We start from the raw sequence: 21176 nt of genomic DNA, 5'->3' as shown, positions 1-21176 counted from the left end.
ATGGCACAAACCGGACTTTATAACAACACCGGCCTGGCAACTATGTATGATATTGCACAGCAGTATCGCTCTGCAGGCAATGAAGCAGCGGCGCAGGTCGTAGAGCTACAGGCAAAAACCAACCGTCTCTGGGAAGTATTCCCTATGAGAACCTGCAACAGCGGCAGCGTTGAAAAAGCGCTTATCAGAACCAGTCTGCCGGATGTTGCATGGCGTATTATTAACCGTGGCGTAGCGCCTACTAAATCCAGCACTGGCCAGGCAAGCTTTACTACCGGCGGTGTTGAGGCTATTGCACAGATTGATGAGCGACTGATGAAGCTCAACAAGAACAGCAATACCTATCGGCTTAATGAAAACTATGCACATCAGGAAGCTATGAGCCAGAAGATGTCTACTACCTTCTTCTATGGTGATGAACAAATCAACCCTGCAGGCTTTACCGGCCTTGGCGCTTTTTACTATGATAAGGCTGGGCAGGATGAAATCTACGCCAATCAGATTGTTGACGCGGGCGGTACCGGTAATAATCTGACCTCCCTTTGGGTAGTGACCTTTGCACCTGATACTGTTTACGGCATCACTCCGGAAGGTGTGCCTGGCGGTTACAGCTATCGTGACAACGGACGTGTTAAAGTGAGAGATGAGAACAACCTTGAATACTGGGGCTATGAATCTCAGTACAACTGGGACGTAGGCCTCTGCGTACGTGACCCGCGCTATGTAGCACGTCTGGCCAACATTGATACTACCAATACCAGCAGCACTGACTTCATCGATAAACTGATTGAAGTATATGACTGCATTGAAAACCCTGACCATGGCCGTACTGTTATCCTCTGTAACCGTAAGGTGCAGACCATGATCAATATCATTGCGCAGAAGAAAAATAATGTTAACCTTTCTCTGGAAGACTTTGGCGGTAAGCGTATCCAGCATTTCTGGGGCTCTCCCATCCTGCGCAACGATGCTATCCTGAGCACTGAATCTAAAGTGCCGGTAGAATAAGGAGGTAAGAATATGGCTGTAATGATTGATGCAAAGCTTATTCTTTGTGAAAATGTCGATACTGCAGCGACTGTCACCAGTAAGGCGCTTGATATCGGCCGCAACAAATCTTTGAGACCGCTCTATGTTGATGTTAAACTGACTAAGGGCGTAACTGCCGGCCGCGTAAAAAGCGTAGAGCTGCAGTCCAGCACTGACGAAAGCTTCTCTGCTTCGATAACTGAGATGGTGGTGACTATCGGCAAAACCGCTGAGCAGCAGAAGCACGCCTGCCAGCTGGCGCAATTCTTCGCGTCTATCCAACCGCAGGGCCGTTATGTCCGCGTAAAAATCACCGGTGATACTACCGTTCCGGCAGGTGGCAAGATTTGGGCATATCTGTCCCCAGATATTCAGGTACCGGTATGAGATACAAAGTAATCCGCACCTGCTATTGGCAACACAGACTTTGGGAAAAGGGCGAAAAGGTGGAGCTGGAGGGGGATGTACCGGAGCATTTCAAACCGCTCTATGATCCAGCCGAAAGATTGTCCCTAAACAAAAATGCTGAAGAACCTTCGGACGAAGTATCTGGCGATATGGAAAACCCGGATATCATGCCTTCTTCTTTGGAAGAAATGAATGTTGGCCAGCTGCAGAAGCTGGCACGTGCAAGCGGCTTGGAACCACCGAAGAATGCAAAAAAACAAGAATTGATTTCCGCTCTGCGCGGAGAATAACATCGGGCCGGAGCTTATTCCGGCCTTTTGTTTTAGGAGGAAACCATGAACAACATTGAAATCTGCAACCTTGCGCTTGGCCGTATCGGCGTAGACGAAATCAACCGCATGGATGAGGCAAGCCAGCCTGCGAGAATCTGTACACGTTATTTCAATTTTACCCGTCAGAATGTATTGCGCCGCTTTCCTTGGACGTTCGCAACGAAGCGTGTGCAGCTGGCGCTGCTTAATGAAACGGCACCTGATTATAAATACGTCTATCAATATCCTTCTGATGCTCTGGCGATACGCCTTATGTACAATGACAGCTTTGTTGGCCTGCCTAAAGATAACTACTTCCGCATTATGAACGGTAACGGCGGACGCAAGATATACAGTAATATCTCTAACGCCTATGTGGAATATACTGCAGACGTAAAGGACAGCGAAACATTCGACAGCCAATTCATTGAAGCCTTCAGCTGGAAGCTAGCGGCGGAGATGGCGTTCGCTTTGACCGGTAATATTAACCTTGCGACAAATGCTATCCAGGCATACAATGCTTACTTTACGGAAGCAGCTGGCGAGGATGCTGCAGAAGACAATCAGGAAGAAGCCGTACAGGATAGACTGGTCAACGCCAGATGGGAGGGTTGACAATGGGACTGTATCAACTGAAGCCCAGCTTTGCCGGCGGTGAATTGTCGGATAGCATGTACGGCCGCGTCGATATCAACAAATATGATAGCGGCGCTGCCACGTTGAAAAACTTTATGGTGCAGCGTTATGGTGGCGTGCGTAACCGCAACGGCTTCCGGCATATTGGCGTAACCTATGAAGGTAAGCGTGCCTTCTATATCCCCTTCCTGTACAACACCAATGAAACCTATATCATAGAAGTCACTGCAGGGCATTGCCGTTTTCTGTACAACGGCCAATACATAGTAGAGGATAACGGAGAGCCTTATACAATAAGCAACAATCTTAATCCAGCCGACCTGCAGGGCATCTGCAAAATAAAATATACGCAGAGTGCTGACGTGCTTTTTATCGTGCATCCTGACCATTATCCTATGACGCTTACGCGCTACAGTACATACGACTGGCGCTGGGAACAGATGCCGATAACAGGCGGTCCGTTTGAGGACAGTAACGGCTCTGCGGCAACGGAAGAAGAACAGACGGTACAATTATATCGTTATGGTCCTGGAACCTACGAGCTGACGCTTCCCGATACCGTAACAAATATCTCAGTAGAGATGGCTGGCTCTGGCGGCGGAGGTGGTGGCGCTGCAATCTTTGGACAGTACGTTGCTCCGGGCGGCGATGGCGGCACGGGTGAATATATTCGTTTTTCAACTGATGTGCAGGCTGGACAAAAATATAAGATTGAGGTTGGCGCAAGTGGTGCAGGCGGCAACGGCAAACAAACGGAGTCGCTGGGTAAATTCCAGAGCATAACAGGAGAAAATGGCGGAGCTGGCGGCAATACTGTTGCGTTCGGTCGAACAGTTAAAGGTGGCGAGGGAGGAACAGGTGGTAAAGTTTTTTTCCGTTCAGTAATTACACCCGGTAGCCAAGGAACGAGTTATAGCGGCGGCGCTGTCGGTGGCACCAAAGGAACCGACGCTGGCAACATCAACGGCAAAAGCGGCGGTGACGGGTACTGTAATATCCGCTTCCGCTATGGCAGCAAGGCGGCGAAGATAACTGCCAGTGCAACCGAAGGCGAGGTTACACTGGCAGCAGATAAGGATATCTTTGAGAAAGATACCATTGGCAGCCTTATTGAACTGACTCATTATAAAAAAAGTGAATACAAAAAAGGTGTGCCCGATGCAACGGATGCGCTGCTGGTAAGCTGCCTGCCGGGCTCTAGCGTCTATGTAGAGAGCTTCGGCTTCTGGAAGGGAAACTTCTCACTGGAAAAATATAATGAGAACAGCTCTATGTGGGAGCTTGTAAGAACGCAGGACGGCAATCACAGCCAGAACTACAACTTTACCGAAAAGAACGAAGAGGAATACATTGTCAGGTACAGGGTAACCTCAACAGAGTTTGATACAACAATCTGGAGCGGTGAGAATGAGAATCAGACCGGTTATGTCACTGTGCAGAGCTTCGGTAATGATTATAGCGGTATTGTGAAAATTACTGAGTACATCAGCGGTAAAAAGGTTAAAGGCAAGGTGCTGCGCACGATTGGCAGTACAGATGCTACGCAGATCTGGGCTTTTTCTCCGTGGAGCAGGAGCAAGGGCTATCCGACTGCAGCAGGCTTCTTTGAGGACCGCCTGGTATTTGCCGGCAGCACAAGATATCCGCAGACGTTCTGGAGCAGCAAGGTAGGAGATTATTATAATTTCGGTGTATCGACACCGGTGGTAGACGATGATGCGGTAACGGCTACTCTAAACGGCGGCCAGATGAATGGCATCAAAGCCATGGTAGCCTTTGGAGAATTGATTCTGCTGACAAGCGGCGGCGAATATAAGGTAAGCGGTGGCCAAGGCAAAGCGCTCACGCCTAGCAATACTTCAAGTCAGGCGCAGGAATACCGCGGCATATCTGACGTGTTGCCGGTAACTGTAGGCAGCAGAATTGTCTTTGCTCAGCAGCAGGGCAACATCATCCGTGACCTGGCATACAGCTATGAGGCTGATAAATACACCGGCGATGACCTCAACCTACTATGCTCTCATCTCTTCGATGGCCACAAAGTAGTAGCTATGACCTACCAGCAGACTCCTGACAGCATCATATGGTTTGTCCGAGATGATGGCCTGCTCTTGGGACTGACCTATATCAAGGAGCAGGATATCTACGCATGGCATAAGCATAGCATTAAGAATGCGCGCTTTGTCAATGTCTGCTGCATCCCTGGCGGAGAATGTGACGAGCTTTATGCTGTCATAGAACGTAACGGCCAATACGAGAACGTTATGCTGGAAAAGAGGAACGATAACGATGTGCCGGAAGAACAGATTTATGTTGACGACGGCATAACCGTACGTGGCAGCGATATAAAAGAGGTAACAGGCCTGACGTGGCTGGAGGGTGAAACCGTGGCCATACTGGCTGACGGAAACGCGCTGCCGCCGCAGAAGGTTGAAAATGGCAAGATTATACTTAGCAATAAACATGGCTACAGTGTTGTGCATGTAGGACTGCCTATTGATGCAGTCATAAAGACACTGCCGATAGAATTCCAAATGCAGGACGGCAGCTCCATTAGCCGCAAGAAGCGCATAGGTAATCTTTCCGTCCTCTTTAAAAACACGCGTGGCGGACTGTATGGCCTGAGTGAGGAAAAACTGGATGAAATCAAATGGCGCGATACCGAAGCATATGGCCAGCCTACAAAACTTTTTACCGGCAAGAAAAAAATCGTCCTGCCTGCTGCAGGCTGGGACGAAACGCAGCAGCTTATCATTAAGCAGGATGCGCCGCTGCCGATGACGGTATTGGCCATTGTGCCGGAGATTGTGCCGGGAGGATAATATGGCGGAATATACTTTTTCTCGTCCGTCTGATAGAGATATTGAATACGTGGCCGCACATCTGCGGCAGGACAACAGGCAGGAGCTGGCGGCGCTGTATGGTGCTGGGCATGAGCTGGATGTTTTAAAAAGAAGCGTCAGATATAGCGAACTGATTGGCTGTTTTTATATTGACGGCGTACCTGCAGCTATCTATGGAGTAAGAAGCCCTGCTGCAATATGCTCTGTAAAGTGCGTCTGGCTGCTCATGACCGACGAAACATTGAAGCATAGGTTAGTAGTAGGGCGATATACCAAACGCTTTCTGAGGGCGATTGTGGAGGCCTATGGGCCTATGTCCAATAAGGTTGATGCTGGGAACGCAGAAATCCTGCGCTGGCTCAGATGGCTTGGCGCTGAGATATCGGAACCGGTGCAATGCGGAATCTACAATCTGCCGCACAGGGAATTTTATTTTGACGAAAGAATTTTAAAGGAGGGATAGCATGGGCGTAGGAGTAATGATTGGTGCAACTCTCTTGGGCGGTTATCTGCAGGGGCGTGCAGCACGTCAGCAGGCCAACGCGCAGGCGGCGCAGGCTCAGGCAAATGCTGATATCGCCTATAACAATGCGCAGAAGCTGCAGGAGCAGGCCGAGAAGCAGGCGCAGAACAATGAAATCAACGAGGAAAACAAACGTCGCAGGCTGCTGCAGCTGCAGGGGCAGCAGAGAGCCAACATCGGCGCGGCCGGAATCACGGCAAGCGGCAGTGCATTGGCGGCGATGGCAGACAGCCAGTTTAACCAGGAGCAGGAGCTTGCCTTTGAAAGATACAATGCGCGTCAGCAGGTAGATAATATCTTCCAGCAGAGTACGGACAATTTGAATCAGGGCGATGCCTATGCGTCGAGCGCCAGAGCCTACCGTAAGGCAGGCAAGCGCGCTATGATGAACAGCATGCTGCAGGCAGGGCTGAGCGTAGCGGCTAATCTTTATACGGCCAAAAGTATGGGAGCATTGAAAAGCTCAGCCGGTAAAAGCGTAGGCCTGCAAAACTACAGTGTACCGGGCTACACAGAGATGAAATGGCTGCCTGCTCATACCGGTGGCGGCATCTCAAGCTACAGTAATGATGGCTGGGCAAAAGCAAAATGGTAAAAATGTCATTTTGTACTTTACAAATCGGCAAAGTATGTGTGTTAAAATGATAGTGCGGAAGGGAAGCCATTCTCCCATTTTCATCATACTCTAAAAAATTAGCAACGTAGAAAGCATCTGAGGCTAAGCCTTGGGTGCTTTTTGCGTATATAGGAAAGGAGCAGAATATGGCAGTAATTGATGTTTACGAGAACCAGGCAAAGCTCGGTACGCCTGCAAGCCAGACGAGCGGTGTGCATCCTGATATGGGCGGGCAGATGGCACTGGCAAGGGCAAATGCAAATCTTACCAATACGATGGTAGAGGGAGGGCAGAAGCTCTATGAGCAGATAGCCATTGCCGACGTGATGAAGGCCAATAATGATTACAATATGCAAATGAGCAGGCTGCAGAATGAGCTGCTGCAGAACAAGGAAGAAAATGCCAGGGATAACCTTACCAAGTACGAGGAAGGGCGCAAGAAGATTATCAATGGCATTATGCAAAAAGGACCGTCTACGTTGCGCGGGGTGCTGGGAAGCAAGGCTTTTTACAATACCATTGAGCGTGACTGGAGCGGCCAGCGTGCCCAGATGGAACGTTATACCATGGGCGAGATGGAGAAGTACCAGGATACGCAGCTTAACAATCAATACAAATTAGCTTTGAAGGACGTAGCTGTAAACTGGCACAACAATGATGATCTGGACGCTGTTATGCGCCGCGGCGATTTTATGACTGCAGCAAGGTACGCTAACTATGGCCAGGAAAAGATTACTGAAGCAAGCAACAAATGGAAGGCTGCGGTAGCAGAGACGGCAGCGCAGGCAGCTATCAATTCAGACAGCAGCGAAGGATGGACGCGTGGCGGCGAGATACTGCAGGCCTACGGTTATCTTATGGACCCGCAGAAACGTATCCAATACGACAAGATTATCAGTGCAAGGGAGAAAAGCAATAATCAGCTTAATACCTTTGCCGGAATCTATGCCAAGTATGGCAGTGATATAAACGGCGGTGTGCAGGCGCTCTTGTCTACGCAGACCGGTACGGCAGATATCGCCAAAGGTTTGGCATTTGCACAGGGAGAGGAAGGCAAGGCTTGGGGCAGCAATCAATGCGCCAACTTTGTAAAAAAATATATTCAGACGGCTGGCGGTGATTATGACATTACCAGCAGCCTGGCTGACGGTACCTACCTTAACGCAGAACGTAAAGGGCTGACGTTTAATGACCGTAAACAATTAAGGGACGGAGATATTGTCTATTGGCAGGTAGATGGCAGTAAGTACGCTACGAGCGACAACCCGGATGATGTGCATTCTGACACTAAAGCCTATAAGGGCATTACCCATGTCGGTATATACAATGCCAAGACTGGCAAGGTTATCCAGAGCGGTGAGCATGGAGTGAGTGAGCTGGCGCTGGATGCTGCCGGATATCATACGGTAGGCTACAGCCATATCGGCGGCAGAGCTATGGACGCTACAGAGCGCGAAGAATTAAAAAAAGGTTATATGCAGTACGCGCTGCAGCAGGTGCAGCAGAAGCGTACAAGCACTAACCTTATGGTGGAAAGAGCTTCTGATGAAATGTTTGCTGCCTACAATAATGGCATACGCGACCCGGCGTATTTTGAAAACATGGCCAAACAGATAGCAGGCAACGATTATAGCGCTTATAAAACTTTGCATGCTGTAGCCAAAAGCTTTACATCTTCGGGCGTACACAAATTAACTGTAGGCGAGGCTATGGAAATAGAAGATGCCATAGACAAGGGCGGACTGTCGCAGGATGAGCTGATCCAAAAGTTGTCTGATGCAGGCTGCAGCACGGAAACAATTATGAAATACGTGCATATGAATAAGCAGGCGGCGAAAGCTGCAGCTAGGGGCGAAGGCAAGGCATCATTTGACTGGGACAGCGTTATGGAAGCCTTTTACAGTAAGATGGGCGGAAGAAATAAGGTGCCGGAAGCGTGGCGTCCGGGATTGAAACGGTACGCCAAAAGAGCAATAAACGAATACATAGCTAAAGAAAACCGCACGCCTACCGTAGACTGGGTGATGGATATTATGGAGCAGGGACTGGTTAAGGGCGTTGGCGGTGTTACGATAGAAGGTGAACACTTCTGGAACAGTGACGTATCGTACAACATGGCACAACTTGGCAACCATGATATCTATTATATCGGTAATGCAGATGACGGTTACGTCAATGTATGGTTTTATGGCAATGCTCAGCCGGTGCGCATGAGCAAGGCAGCGTTTAAGCAGACGATGGGAGATTAACATTATGGGAACTTTTAATTTCAGTAATATGCAAGGTGGCAAACAGCAGGAAACTCAGAACATTCCGCGTGAATTTCGTCCTGCTGTTGAGCAGGCGAAAACGGAACCGGTCGGCTCTTACGGTAACAACAAAACAGGCTTCTGGGACGGAGTGAAGAATTTTTTCTCCGGCGCTGATGTTGATACCGGTGCCGGCTTTATTGATGAAACAGGAACATGGAACAATGGCACTAAACAGGAGCTTGCTAAATACTATCCTACACAAATGAGTGCGGAAGATCTTGAAAAGGACAGACTAGGCTCTTTGTGGGACAGAACGTATAAAAAATATCATTACAGCAAAGACGATGTGTTGCTGGAAGCAAAGAAAATCAGCGCGGCCACAAACATTCCGGAGAATGCTATCCTGGCTAACGCTGATAATCTGGCCAATGCACGCAATGTATATAATTATCAGCAGAAGGCTATGGACCCTCAGGCAGTGTTTAAGGCCTACCCTGAGCTGAGCGAGCTGGCCAAGCTGAGTGATACCGACGCTGCTATTGCTCTGCATAACTTAAAGAACGTACGCCAGACGCAGGGCATTATTGAAGCAGCTAAGACCGGCTGGGAGCTTGATAACCTGATGAGTGAGCGCGGCCGTATGGGCTACGCCGCTATGAACGGCAAAGAGCTGACGGATGCTGACATTGCACGTTTGGGAGAAATTGAAAAAGCACAGAAAAATTCCAAGGAACTGCCGGGACTTTTTGAGGACCCGATGAGTGCTATTGTAGGCGGCACAGTGCAGAGCGGTAAGATGATACTGCGTAATGCTCTTAATGGCCAGAAGATGGGCGTATACGGCGCTGGCTTCGGTGCGCTTCTCGGCGGTATTGCCGGCGGCGGTGCAACGCTGGGTGCCGGTACTGCTGCAGGCGCGGCCGCAGGTGCCAAGATTGGTTATAGTGTCGGCAGCCGTATCGGTATGGCGCAGGATATGTATGACGAAATCGCCGGCAACAACTACCTTGATTATAGAGGCTATAAGGATAAGCAGGGCAGGCAGCTGCTGACAGATAACCAGGCGCGCAGCTATGCTGCTGTAGCAGCAGCGCTGGAAACAGGCATTGAATTCAGCAACGCAGACAAAATCCTGAACGTCATCAAAGGCGGTGCAGGTGCGCAGAGCATTAAAGAAATTATCAGCAGTGCCAAAGACAGCACGGAACTGCAGAGCCTGCTTGCCGCATATCTGCGTGACAGCGCCAAGAACATCGGAACAGTGGCCATCTCTGAGAGTGCGGAAGAAGGCGTGCAGGAGATGAGCAACAGAATTATTTCTGATATTGCTGCAGCAAACAATCCGGGCGGTGATATCCCTACATATACGGCAAAGGACGTTATTGTTGGCGGGCTGGAGGCAAGCTGGCAGGCGCTGCCTGCGTCTATCGGCTTTGGCGCTGGTGCGCATGGAGCAAGCACGGTATCTTTTATGCGTCGTGCATCCGCGGCGCTGCAGCAGAAAAGTGAAGAGCAGAAGGCTAACCTGCGTGATGCTAACGGTATATCTATGCTGAGAAGTCTTGCCGAGGATATCAAAAATAACGCTTTGTTTAAAAAAGCTCCGGAAGTATATAACGAGGTACTGAATAATCAGCTTAAAGGTACAGAGCTGGAAACTATTAACATAGATACAGAGTACGTCCTTAATCAGCAGGGCGGCTATGAGCTTTTGAAATCTGCAGCAAAGGCAGCAGGCATAGGCGAACAGTATCTTAAAGACATTATCGATACTAAGGCAGACTTGAAAATCAGTACAGCTGATTATGTATCTAAGCTGCTGCCGACTGAAATCGGTGCTCATCTGGAAGACTACATCACATTCAGCGATATCAGCGAATGCCTGGCACGCAACAGAGAATATGCCGGCAGGATGCGCCGCGAGATGGACCGCATATTGGCATATGAGAACCGCCAGCGTGAAGATGCTTTGAATACCTACCTTGATAATAACTTCCATACTCCGGAAACCCGTGAGATAGCGGAGGCAGTATTGCGCCGCTTCCCGGATAATCCTAAGGAAGGCGTAAAGGAAGTCAGAAAATCACTGCAGGCCAAGATTGACGAGCCGCTTAATCAGATTATCGAAGAGCTGGAAAAGGGTATGGGCAACGGCGTAGCTGTAATAGAAATCCCGGAATATGATAATCAGATGCGTGGCCGTGGCATCAAGGTAAGCAATAACGACCCATGGTATCAGCGCTACTATAAAGAGAATAAGCATAAGCCCTCTAAGATGGAGCTGCGTGAGCTGGCGCGTGAAATCTGGACCGGTCACAACGAGTATGGACTTTTTGGCTGGGAAAACCGCACTCCGGAAGATAACCAATGGTATGAGAATAACAAGGCAGCTATGGAAGCAACGGAAGAAGCTATCCGCAGATTGGATGCATTGACTCCTGCTCTGGAAAAAATAGATCCGGGCGAACTCTCTATTACTGAAGGCCTGAGCGAAGAAGGCTTTGAGGTATACCGTAAGCTGCGTGGCAAGCTGGAAGGCGCTGAAAGCAAAGAAGTGCGGCAGGCAGCACAGATGAGTGCTATCCTTGCCGCACGAATGGCAGACCGCATGGCTGAGCTGCATAGACAGGTTGGCCATACTAAATATACTGCGCTTGATTATGCGCGTAGTATTGGGCTTATCAGAAGTGAGAGTGAAGCTGCTGAGCAGAAGTTTAATCAGGCAGTAAATGTAGGTATAAATGAAAATACCAAATATAAACTTTTAGATTTAGATGTTTTGCAAGACAATATAGGCACCGACAAAGAAACTCCGGAGGCTAATCAAAAAGCCATAGATTACATTAAACATGTATTAACTGAAAATGAGCCGGTCACTACAAAAGATTTGTCAAGTGTATTTGATTTTAGCAAGATGAGTGAATATGATCAGCGTCATATTGTTTTGGCAAAATCGCAAAGAGGGCGAAAAAACAAAACGGAAAGGCAGGGAAGAAATTTAACCATCAGTAATCCTAGAGAGATTTTGCAAAATGCAGTTTTAGTTGAGATAAATCCATCAAAGCATTCTAATGAAGTAGACAATAAGTTACGTGAGGATATCAAAGGTTCATTGTCATATAGATTTGTTATACCAGTAAAGTTAAATGGACAGGCTCAAACGTTGGTCATTACTGCTATTGGGACATCTGCTAATGTACTAAAAAAATTAAACGAAGTAACTTTATACGAAGTTTACACAACAAAAATCCCGCCATCCCAGAGACAAGCTTCCCTGAAAGATGGCGGGATAGGGGATGCTTCAAAAGAAACAATTCCCTCTGAATATAGTTTAGCAGAGATTTTAGCAAAAGTCAAAGACCTTAATCATAAACCTTATGTTGATAAAGAAACAGGCAAGCTAATAATAGAAGACCAGATGGCTATAGGCTCTATGAAATTAGACCAGAAAGCATGGCATGGCACGCCTTACAATTTTGAAAGGTTTGATATTGGCAAAATCGGCGATGGCGTTGGTGACCAGGTACATGGCTGGGGCCTGTACTTTGCTAAGGATAGAAAAATATCAGAGGCATACAAGGAAGTGCTGGGGGCTGACGCTGGCGCAGTAATTGTAGATGGGGTTACGTACAAAATTGATGAGGAGGGAGATTGGGAAACAGCAGCAGGACAGAAGCTTATTGACAATGAGCCGTTAGAATTTGTTTTGGATACGTTTGATGCAATGAGCGGAAGCAAGAATAAGGAAAGTGCAATAAAAAGCTTAAAGGAAAGAATTGCCGGAACCAAAAGAACGGCTAATACAGAAAGCTATATTGCCAAACTAGAAGAAGCGATAAACATTATTGAAAAAGCTGACGTGAAGTACGAAAATACTTCACGCTTGCTGAAAGTGGAAGTTCCGGAAAACAATGTATTGCTAGATGAGCAGAAGACTTTCATTAATCAGAACAAAAATGTACAAGCGCTTTTGAAAAATACTATAGAATCTTTGAATGAAGAGCAGTCAATGAAGTTCTGGGAAGATTTGCTGAATTTCAAATTAAGAGCTTTTGATAATGCTGGCAAGGTTCAGTTTAAGATTGATGGCTTCAATAAATTAGCAGATGGCATTGGTAAGCTTTTAGAGAGCAATTCTAATACATTTGGCTATAGAACGCTTGCAAGAAGCTTGGAAAGATACGGATATAGCAAAGAAGAAATTGAAAAGCTAAAGTCAGATGGTGAGTATCGTAATCAAGAACAAGAGAAGCTCAGAAGCCAGGCTGCTGCTTTAGAAGAAGAATTAGAGCGTGCCAAAGCAGAAGATGCTGCTGCAAAAGAGAAGGTTATCAACCAGGCGAAAGCTGATATTTCCGGTACGCTAGGGGGCATGTTTACAGGCAACAAGATTTACGATGCTCTGGCGAAGGCTGTAGGGGAAGAGGATTATAATTGGCGTGGCGCGTCTGAGCTGCTTAATGAGCACGGAATTAAAGGCATAGCTTACGAAGGTATGAAGGATGGCCGCTGCTTTGTCGTCTTCGATGATAAGAGCATTGATATTATAGAGCGCTATAACCAATCTGCTGGCGAGCGTGCTATGACGGCCAACATGGAGAAGCTGAAGGAAGCAAAAGAAATGCTTGCCAAAGATGCGGATATGGAAACCATCTACAAAAAGACCGGCTGGCATCGTGGCGCTGATGGTAAATGGCGTTTTGAGATACCGGATAATTTGGATAAGATAGATGCTGCTAAATTTCCGGAAGAAGGATATGCTATACCGTTAGGAGAGATATATACTAATCCTAAACTGTATGAAGCTTATCCGTGGCTAGCTGATGTCATGGTTCAGTCAGAATCGATGGAAGAGCAGACCTTGGGAGTAGCTGCTGGAGAAGGCTACATTGGAATAAACAGCAATCTGCTAGGAGACGGCATCAAGCAGGAGATAATCATAAACGGCATAAAGTATAAACGCGTAGTAAGCAAGGATGGGGCTAAGGCTGGCAAGTTCTTTTCTCATGGTGACGAGTTCATAGAGTATGCACTTAATCATGGTATTAAAAATAACACGTTTAACAAAAAGGCCGCAGTGAATAGTTTGAAGGAGCTGATACAAGAAAAAGAATCTGTTATAGAAAAACTTAAAAGCAAAAATAATAATGGGCAGTTTAATAAAGGCATACTGGATAGACAAAAAGAATTGAGCAAGATAAGAGGAGCAGCAGAGTTTGTTGGCAGGGCGGATATTAGTTTTAATGGAATCAAAAAGGCTGACAGAGATGTAGAAGCAGCTCACAAGAATTTAGCTGAAACTCTCATCCATGAAATCCAGCATATCATCCAGAATGCAGAAGGCTTTGCTGGCGGCGGCAGCCCGGGCAGAGTCAATGAACAGATGAAGCGCCAGATGCAGAAGTACGATGAAGAAATAGAGCGCCTATATCCTAAAGGTAAAGAATATGTTACGGCTATGCTCGAATATGACATAGCTGACTTTGAACATGACACCGGTGAAATTTCCGATGCTGCTTTTTCTGATATCAAAAATAAGGTTAAAGAGCTGGAAGAACAGATATCCGAAGAAAAAGTAAAGCGCCTGCAGAAAATCAAGGAGCTGCAGACAGATTTGCAATGGCAAGCTGAAGACGAAAGCTCTAGCGATTATGAAAAATACTTCCGTTTGCATGGAGAGCAGGAAGCCAGAGTAGCATCAATGAAAGCACGGCTCTATACCATGGGCGCAAGCCAGAAAAGAATTGATAACGAAGTGTTGAACGCTATCGATAATCCTATCATTGTATTTGGCGGCAGAAGCTACAGCATGGACTCTGATCAGCGCGGCTTATGGCAGCTCAAAGGCCAGACTGCCTTTAAAACTACCGGCGAGAAGGTTATTTCTCTGTTTAAGGCTGCAGACCAGTCGACATTTATGCATGAGATGGCTCATATCTATCTGCACGATATGCTGGCGCTGGCAGAATTACCGAATGCTCCGAAGCAGCTGCTGGATGACGTGGCCACGATTAACCGGTGGGCTGCATGGAACGATACGCAATTTGTCAAAGAGTACAAAGGCACTGCTATGGAGAGTGAATTTAAAAAGCTCAACGAGCAGATGAAAACTGCAGTTGCCAAAGGCTCCGTTGAAATCGAAGGCAAGAAAATGACCTTGGAACAGATGCAGCGGCTCTGGATGCAGGAACGCTTTGCCCGTGGCTTTGAAAATTATCTGAAGAGCGGTGACGCACCTACAGAAGCAACGCGCAGTATCTTCCGGCGCTTCAAGCAGTGGCTGACTAAAATCTATCGTGCATTCAGCCAGATTGGCGGTGCTCCGTCCAAAGAGGTTAAAGCTGTTATGGACCGCATGATTGCCAGTGAAGATGAAATCGACATTGCTATGAGGAAAAAAGGCGTAGATGATTTTGCCGAAAGCGGCGGCATGGATTATCTGGAAGGAAGCACGAAGGACGTATATCGCCGTATGGTAGAGCGCGCCAAGGCTGACGCTGAGGAAAAGGTGCTCAAAATAGCACTGAAGGATGTCAAGGAAGATTACCGGCAGCAGGAAAAGGAACTGTTTGAGCGTGAAGAAGCGGAATACCATGAGAAGCTGGCCGCAGAACCGGTATTTATTATTCGGGAGCATATCAAGAATAACCCTGATATGAGCACGTCTGTTATCTGCGAAACATTGGGCATGAACGTGGAAGATTACGTTAAGCAGCTTAAAGAGTATGGCGGCAGCTTGGATGCTGCGGTAGAAGCTCATATGAAAGAGTTTAAGGAGGGGATAGATAACAGTGGCATAGATGCTCAGTATTTCCGCGAACGCGCGGAAGAAGTCGTGCAGGAGAGCAAATACCGTAAGCTGGCCACGGCGATGGAGCTGGAAGCGTTTGAGCGCATTGCCAAAAAGCAGCGTAACCTGACTACCCAAATAGAGGCCGACGGCAAGAATGATGCTGCAGAAAAAGGCGTCATTAAGACGGTAGACAAGATGACCAGGCAGAGCAAGCAGATAGAAGAGCTTACTGCAGAAACAAAGGGACTGAAGAAGGATAAACGTGAACTGCTTGCTAATGTGCGTGGCCTGCGTGATGCAGCACTCAGTCATTACAAGGACTATGTGCAATTCGTTGAGATGAAGCTGGAGGTTATGCCTATTGAGGACGCCAACAACTACCAGATGTGGCGCAGAAAGTCGGCGCAGGCACAGTACAATTCTGAGCAGTCTCTTGTAAAAGGCAACTGGGATAAGGCCGTCAAATACAAACAGGCTCAGCTGATCTATGACATGTTTGCTGACAGAGCTGTCCGCAACGCCAAGCAGATCAAGAAGATTGAAGATGGCCTGAAGCGTAAGCAGCAGACTATCAGCAAGGCGAAGAACATATCTGCAGATGAACGTTATGCGTATAATCATCTTATGTATGTGTTTGGCTTTTCTGACGCAGACGCGCCGGTACCGCCGCATTATGAGGGCATCATGGAAGTGCTGATGAAAGCAGATGCTACAAGGGAAGAAGGCGGCCTTATGCTGGAGTCTCCGTTCTTCGGACCGGATGGCCAGACCAATCTGCCTGAATGGTTCCTGCAGGCGGCAATGAACAGCAATAAACGCAAAGCTGGGCATAAGGATTTGAGCAATATGCAGGTTGATTTGGTGGCACAGGTTATGCATATCATCTATAAACGAGGCATGGATAATATGAAGCTGGCCACGATTAAAACCAAGGATGGCAGAACCTTGACTGTTGATGAAGCAGTTGCTGAGATTGAAGGGCAGACACGCCAGCGCATGATAGAACGCGCTAACGCCGACCCGACTGGTGCCAATAAAAACAGATGGCAGGATGATGCTGCAAACTTTATCGACCAGGCTGACAGGGTACTGATTAAGCCGGAGGTGGAGCTGAAAAAGCTGGGTGATGTGGCGCTGAGGTATATCTACGACCCGCTGAAGGAAGCTGCAGACAAAGAGCTGAAGATGGCCGTAAATATGCAGAACAAATTAAAAGGGCTGTTTGATGCTTATTCTTCCAAGGAACTGGCAGATATGCGTAACAAACGCCTCTATGATTTTGGTTCGTCGAAGATTACCAAGGAACAGGCGATTATGATTGCGCTTAACTGGGGCAATGAAACGAACCAGCAGCGTGTTCTGGACGGCTATCACGTCAATGTAGCGCAGGTTAAAAATGTGCTGCAGTATCTGGATGAGCGCGACTGGAACCTTGTCAACAGTATCTGGAAGCTTTACGATATACATTGGGACCAGATAAGAGAGATTGAAGCACGCATGACCGGTGCCGTACTGCAGAAGCAGGAAGCCAAAGGCTTTGTTGTTGTTGGGCAGGACCGAAAAATCTATACCTTAGATGGTGGCTACTTCCCTATTAAATACGATCTGCGGGATTTGCGTACGCAGGAGCAGGCTGACGCTGCACAGCAATCGGCAATGAGCAATATTGCAATGTCTTTAGGCAAGGGATTCCTGAAAGAACGTACTCAGCATAAGGTTGAGCGCAGGCTGGATCTTAGGTTTGAAGTTATCAGCGGTAGCATTACTGACGTTATTCATCTGGTGGCATTCCGCGAACCGGTACGCGACGTACGCCGTATCGTGCTCAATGAGAATTTCAAAAACATTGTCTATAATTACCTTGGCCAGAACGCTTATAAGAATCTGAAAAAGTGGACCAGCGATTGTTGGGCGGAAGAACCGATACCGAGGACGGCCTACGAAAAGGGCATGGCCAAGCTGCGTAATGCTCAGACAATGGGAACAATGGGCTTCAGGGTAACAACGGCACTGCTGAATATCGCTAACGCTCCGAGCGTAGCTCATTATATGGGCGCTGCTGAGCTGCTGCACTCGCTCAAAAAGTTTTACAGTGCCCCGCGTCAGTATACGGATTTCGTTTTCCAACGTTCTGTATTTATGGCGGAACGTGCGGAAACCATGGATGCCAGCATCCATGATGCGCTGAAAGGACCTAATATCCTAGATGGTATTCCGGGCATTGGCAAGGCTATCAAAAACAACGCGTTTAAGATGATAACCTGGACAGACCTGATGCTGGCATTGCCGCTTTGGCAGCACGAATATGAAAAGACCTACAATGCAGAGGTGGATGCCGGACGTTCGCCGCAGCAGGCGAGGGAAGCAGGCGTAAATGCCGGCGATTCTGCAGTGCGCTGGTGCTTCGGCTCCGGCCGTACGGTAGATAAAGCTGCTATCCAACGCAAGGGCAGCGAGCTGATGAAGCAGCTCACTATGTACTACAGCTATAACTCTACAGTCTATAATGCTCTCAATTATAAATTATGGGAAGCGAAGGTAGGTTACAAGAAGGCTGTAGCGGCAAGCGCAAAGAATAAAAGCATGGCTCTGATGAAAGCTGTAGCTCATGCTGGCAATGCGCTGCTGATGTGGGTACTGTTGCCGGCGGTTATCTCAGCGCTGCTGCGTGCCGGTGCAAACGGTGACGATGATGACTGGAAGATTGAAAAGCTTATCAAGAGCATGGGGCAGGAATCTCTTACAGGCATTGCCGGTGGTATACCGGTGCTGCGTGATGCTGTACCTTACTTTATGGCCAAGGTATTTGATGAGCATCAATTTGCTCCAAAAATTCCTATCCAAAATACCATTGAGCAGACAAACAGAGTTATCCAAAGCGCTGTCAGTGACAAGAAAACTATCAGCGATACGCTCCGGGAGATGGGCAAACTGACAAGTCAGGTTACCGGCGCTCCCAGCACGTTGATAGATAGCTTTACAACAACGCTGCAGTATCTGGAAAGCGGCTTCGATGAAAGCGTTGCGGATTATCTGCGCGCCTTGATCTTTGATAAAAAGCTGAAGAAAAATCAAAAATAGTCATTTTGTACTTTACAAAACGGCCTGAAAGCCGTGGTAAAATATTATTGTCAATAAGTATGTAAAAAGCCCTGGCTGATGCCGGGGCTTTTGCTTTATGGAAAGGAGCAGAAGATGACAGTACAGAAAGACGTTACTAAAAACATCTATGTTGGTAACGGCTCAACAAGGACATTTCCGTTTACCTTTGAGTGTCCTGCAGAGCATCCGGAATATATTAAGGTATATCTGATGCAGGACGATGGAACGGCACTGGCCACAAGCGATTATCAGCTGGACATGGATGCAAGGCAGATAACATATCCTAGCAGCGGAACAGCGCTGCCGGAAGGCAAGAAACTGGTTATCATGCGCGAGCTGCCGCTGCAGCAGATGATGAACCTTGTAAACAACGGGCCGTACTTTCCGGAAGATGTTGAGACAGCGTTTGATGAAAACGTAATGGCTATGCAGCAGATAGCTGAAAAGCTTAACCGCAGTATTATCATGAGTGTGGATATAGATGGTGATGCTTTTGTCAATGAAGTGCCGTTCGAGGCCGGCAAATCGTTTAGAATTGCGGATGATGGCAAGAGCATTGTTTTAACGGAAGACCCGGGCAAGGTAATTGATGAAGCGAAGGGATTAGCAGAGGAAACGGCGACTAATGCGCAAGAAGCAAAGCAAGCAGCCGCAGAAATCAAGACTATCTACAACAGCGGAGGCTTAACGCCTATCACGGATTTAGCTGGCAGCATCGGTACAGCAATAAAGCGCTGGGGTTACATCTTTGCCAACAAGGTATTTGCTATGAATTTGCCTATCGTCTATAAATCTGTCGCAGAGATGAAAGCCGACAGCTTACTATCTGCAGGCATGACAGCCTGCACTCTTGGCTACTACGCTCCCAACGACGGCGGTGGAGCTACGTATATCATACGTGCTAAACAAGAATCTGACGTTGATGATGGTGGCTCGTTGCATACGCTGGCGAATGGGAATGTAGCGGAGCTGGTGGTGGAGAATGGCATGGTAAATGTTAAGCAGTTCGGTGCGAAGGGGGATGGGGTGACGGATGATACGGATGCCTTTCAGAAAATTAATGGTAAAGTGTGTATAATACCTAACGGAACATTTATTGTTTCTTCTGTGACTTATGGAAAAGAAACGCAACTTAAAGGCACAGGTATTGGTAAATGTGTAATAAAGCAAATTCAAAACTGTAATCAAGATATGCTCGTGTTTAAAGATGCTGTTAATGCTGAACTTACAAATGTATTATTACTAGGAAGAGCAAATGATAATAATGAAGATGCCAACATACATACATATGAGAAGCAAGCACTTTTGAAAATTAGCGCAGATGTATTAAACGGGCATGGTTGCCGTTTTGAGCATATTCGCATAATGTGGAGTAATAGCATAGGAATGTTCATAGGCAGTGAAAACGTAGTTGACGCGAACAATCCTAAGCATAATTGGGTATATCAGTTTAATGATATACGTATTGAGTATTGCAAACGATATTGCTTATATGACAAAAGTACAGATAATCGGTTTTCTAACTTTTATTTGAGTGAAGGTGGTTTAGCTTGTTTTTATGCGCATGGGGTAACTAATGTATACAATAATTTCAAAATAGACCAGCCATATAGCACTTTTAAATCCGAAGCTTATGGAACAATAGACGGGGTTGAGGATGGGGCAGCTATGCTAATATTGGGTAATGGCTGCATATTTACTAACTTTGATATACAAAGTCCTAATGTAGTTGGACTAAAGTGTAGAGGAAAACGTCATATCTTTGAAGGACTTATACAAAATAATGGTTGGACTAAAAAAACTGATGGCGTTGCTCTTATTGCAAAGGATGCACAAAACTGTACTTTTAGATTTTCTTATACATATTCTACAAATATATCTACTAAAAATAAATATTGCGTAAAAATTCTTGATGGATGTCGAAATGTTGTGTGTTATTTACAAGGTGACGTTGCACCATATATTAATAATAACACAACTACTTGTTCTGTTATATATAACGGAAATGCTCAAGCTCAGAATTATAATATGGATTTTATTGTAAATAGAAAAATAGTAAATTCTCATCCAGCTCCGCTTATAGAAAATATAAAAAATGCAACAACAGTAAACGTTACTATTGATACAGAACATAAAGTGGTGGGCAGTAATTCTTTGAAAATGCAAACTGATGATGGCTACGCAAATATTGATTATGTTTTAAAAGTAGATACGGATAGCTATTATTTATTAGCTATTGAAACTTACATTGAAAAAGAAGGAACAGAGGCTAACAACACAAGTGTATATCTAGCTTCAAATCAGCAAATTTACAACAGATATTATTCGACACCTAATAAAGTAGGGAGACATATTTGTTATCTTGTTGCTAAAACTTCTGATTCATCTACATTAACAATGTTTATTCATTTGCAAAATCCCAATTCCGTAGTTTATGTTGGGAATCTTTTGGTATGGAAAATTAGCGGAAGTTTACTTGATTCTAAACTTAATACAGATGATTACGCTGCTTTTTATGACTATCTTTCAAACCATATAGGGGAAGAGTTTGGTACATTAAATTTCCCTGAAACTGTTGCTGTGAGAGATATAATGGCATCAATAAAACGATTAATGGAATAAAATAGGTGCTACTTTGACTTAGGGCTAATTCAAATTTAAAA

10 protein-coding genes are annotated in these 21176 nt (G+C 46.5%); all 10 read left to right on the top strand.

The genetic code is table 11. The features are described from left to right. Positions 1 to 1008, top strand: a complete 1008-nt coding sequence (locus Q7Q81_RS02365) for a major capsid protein (protein WP_277220196.1) — start codon at positions 1 to 3, stop codon at positions 1006 to 1008. A 12-nt stretch (positions 1009 to 1020) separates the two neighbouring features. Continuing rightward, positions 1021 to 1416, top strand: a complete 396-nt coding sequence (locus tag Q7Q81_RS02360; RefSeq protein WP_304273450.1) for a hypothetical protein — start codon at positions 1021 to 1023, stop codon at positions 1414 to 1416. Further along, entirely contained in the window at positions 1413 to 1727 is a 315-nt protein-coding gene (locus Q7Q81_RS02355) for a Rho termination factor N-terminal domain-containing protein (protein ID WP_304273448.1), read from the top strand. Before Q7Q81_RS02360 ends, Q7Q81_RS02355 begins: the two co-directional genes overlap by 4 nt. 45 nt (positions 1728 to 1772) lie before the next feature. Beyond that, positions 1773 to 2363, top strand: coding sequence for a hypothetical protein (locus Q7Q81_RS02350; RefSeq protein ID WP_304273445.1), 591 nt, complete (start codon positions 1773 to 1775; stop codon positions 2361 to 2363). A gap of 2 nt (positions 2364 to 2365) precedes the next feature. After that, positions 2366 to 5206 (top strand): hypothetical protein, encoded by a 2841-nt coding sequence (locus Q7Q81_RS02345; RefSeq protein ID WP_304273442.1) that lies wholly within the window; start codon positions 2366 to 2368, stop codon positions 5204 to 5206. 1 nt (position 5207) lies between these two features. Further along, a complete protein-coding gene (locus Q7Q81_RS02340) occupies positions 5208 to 5690 on the top strand; it encodes a hypothetical protein (protein WP_304273439.1) in 483 nt (160 codons plus the stop codon). A 1-nt stretch (position 5691) separates the two neighbouring features. After that, the gene (locus Q7Q81_RS02335; protein WP_304273437.1) at positions 5692 to 6345 is read left to right on the top strand and encodes a virion core protein, T7 gp14 family; all 654 of its coding nucleotides are present in this window, start codon (positions 5692 to 5694) and stop codon (positions 6343 to 6345) included. A 167-nt stretch (positions 6346 to 6512) separates the two neighbouring features. Continuing rightward, entirely contained in the window at positions 6513 to 8615 is a 2103-nt protein-coding gene (locus Q7Q81_RS02330; protein WP_304273434.1) for a hypothetical protein, read from the top strand. A 4-nt stretch (positions 8616 to 8619) separates the two neighbouring features. Continuing rightward, complete coding sequence (locus Q7Q81_RS02325; RefSeq protein ID WP_304273431.1) at positions 8620 to 18492, top strand: LPD23 domain-containing protein; 9873 nt, start codon at positions 8620 to 8622, stop codon at positions 18490 to 18492. 114 nt (positions 18493 to 18606) lie between these two features. After that, positions 18607 to 21135: a glycosyl hydrolase family 28-related protein gene (locus Q7Q81_RS02320; RefSeq protein ID WP_304273426.1), complete on the top strand. Its 2529-nt coding sequence runs from the start codon at positions 18607 to 18609 to the stop codon at positions 21133 to 21135. Positions 21136 to 21176 lie beyond the last annotated feature (41 nt).

The sequence above is a fragment of the Phascolarctobacterium succinatutens genome (assembly GCF_958453765.1).
GTDB classification, from domain to species: domain Bacteria; phylum Bacillota; class Negativicutes; order Acidaminococcales; family Acidaminococcaceae; genus Phascolarctobacterium_A; species Phascolarctobacterium_A succinatutens_B.
The sequence above is the reverse complement of the archived record's forward strand: the minus strand, read 5'-3'. Positions and strand labels throughout refer to the sequence as shown.

Excerpts from the sequence above, each read along its gene's own strand:
- Q7Q81_RS02360 (WP_304273450.1), top strand. The coding sequence starts at position 1,021 with ATGGCTGTAATGATTGATGCAAAGCTTATTCTTTGTGAAAATGTCGAT.
- Q7Q81_RS02355 (WP_304273448.1), top strand. The coding sequence starts at position 1,413 with ATGAGATACAAAGTAATCCGCACCTGCTATTGGCAACACAGACTTTGG.
- Q7Q81_RS02345 (WP_304273442.1), top strand. The coding sequence starts at position 2,366 with ATGGGACTGTATCAACTGAAGCCCAGCTTTGCCGGCGGTGAATTGTCG.
- Q7Q81_RS02365 (WP_277220196.1), top strand. The coding sequence starts at position 1 with ATGGCACAAACCGGACTTTATAACAACACCGGCCTGGCAACTATGTAT.
- Q7Q81_RS02325 (WP_304273431.1), top strand. The coding sequence starts at position 8,620 with ATGGGAACTTTTAATTTCAGTAATATGCAAGGTGGCAAACAGCAGGAA.
- Q7Q81_RS02350 (WP_304273445.1), top strand. The coding sequence starts at position 1,773 with ATGAACAACATTGAAATCTGCAACCTTGCGCTTGGCCGTATCGGCGTA.
- Q7Q81_RS02330 (WP_304273434.1), top strand. The coding sequence starts at position 6,513 with ATGGCAGTAATTGATGTTTACGAGAACCAGGCAAAGCTCGGTACGCCT.
- Q7Q81_RS02335 (WP_304273437.1), top strand. The coding sequence starts at position 5,692 with ATGGGCGTAGGAGTAATGATTGGTGCAACTCTCTTGGGCGGTTATCTG.
- Q7Q81_RS02340 (WP_304273439.1), top strand. The coding sequence starts at position 5,208 with ATGGCGGAATATACTTTTTCTCGTCCGTCTGATAGAGATATTGAATAC.
- Q7Q81_RS02320 (WP_304273426.1), top strand. The coding sequence starts at position 18,607 with ATGACAGTACAGAAAGACGTTACTAAAAACATCTATGTTGGTAACGGC.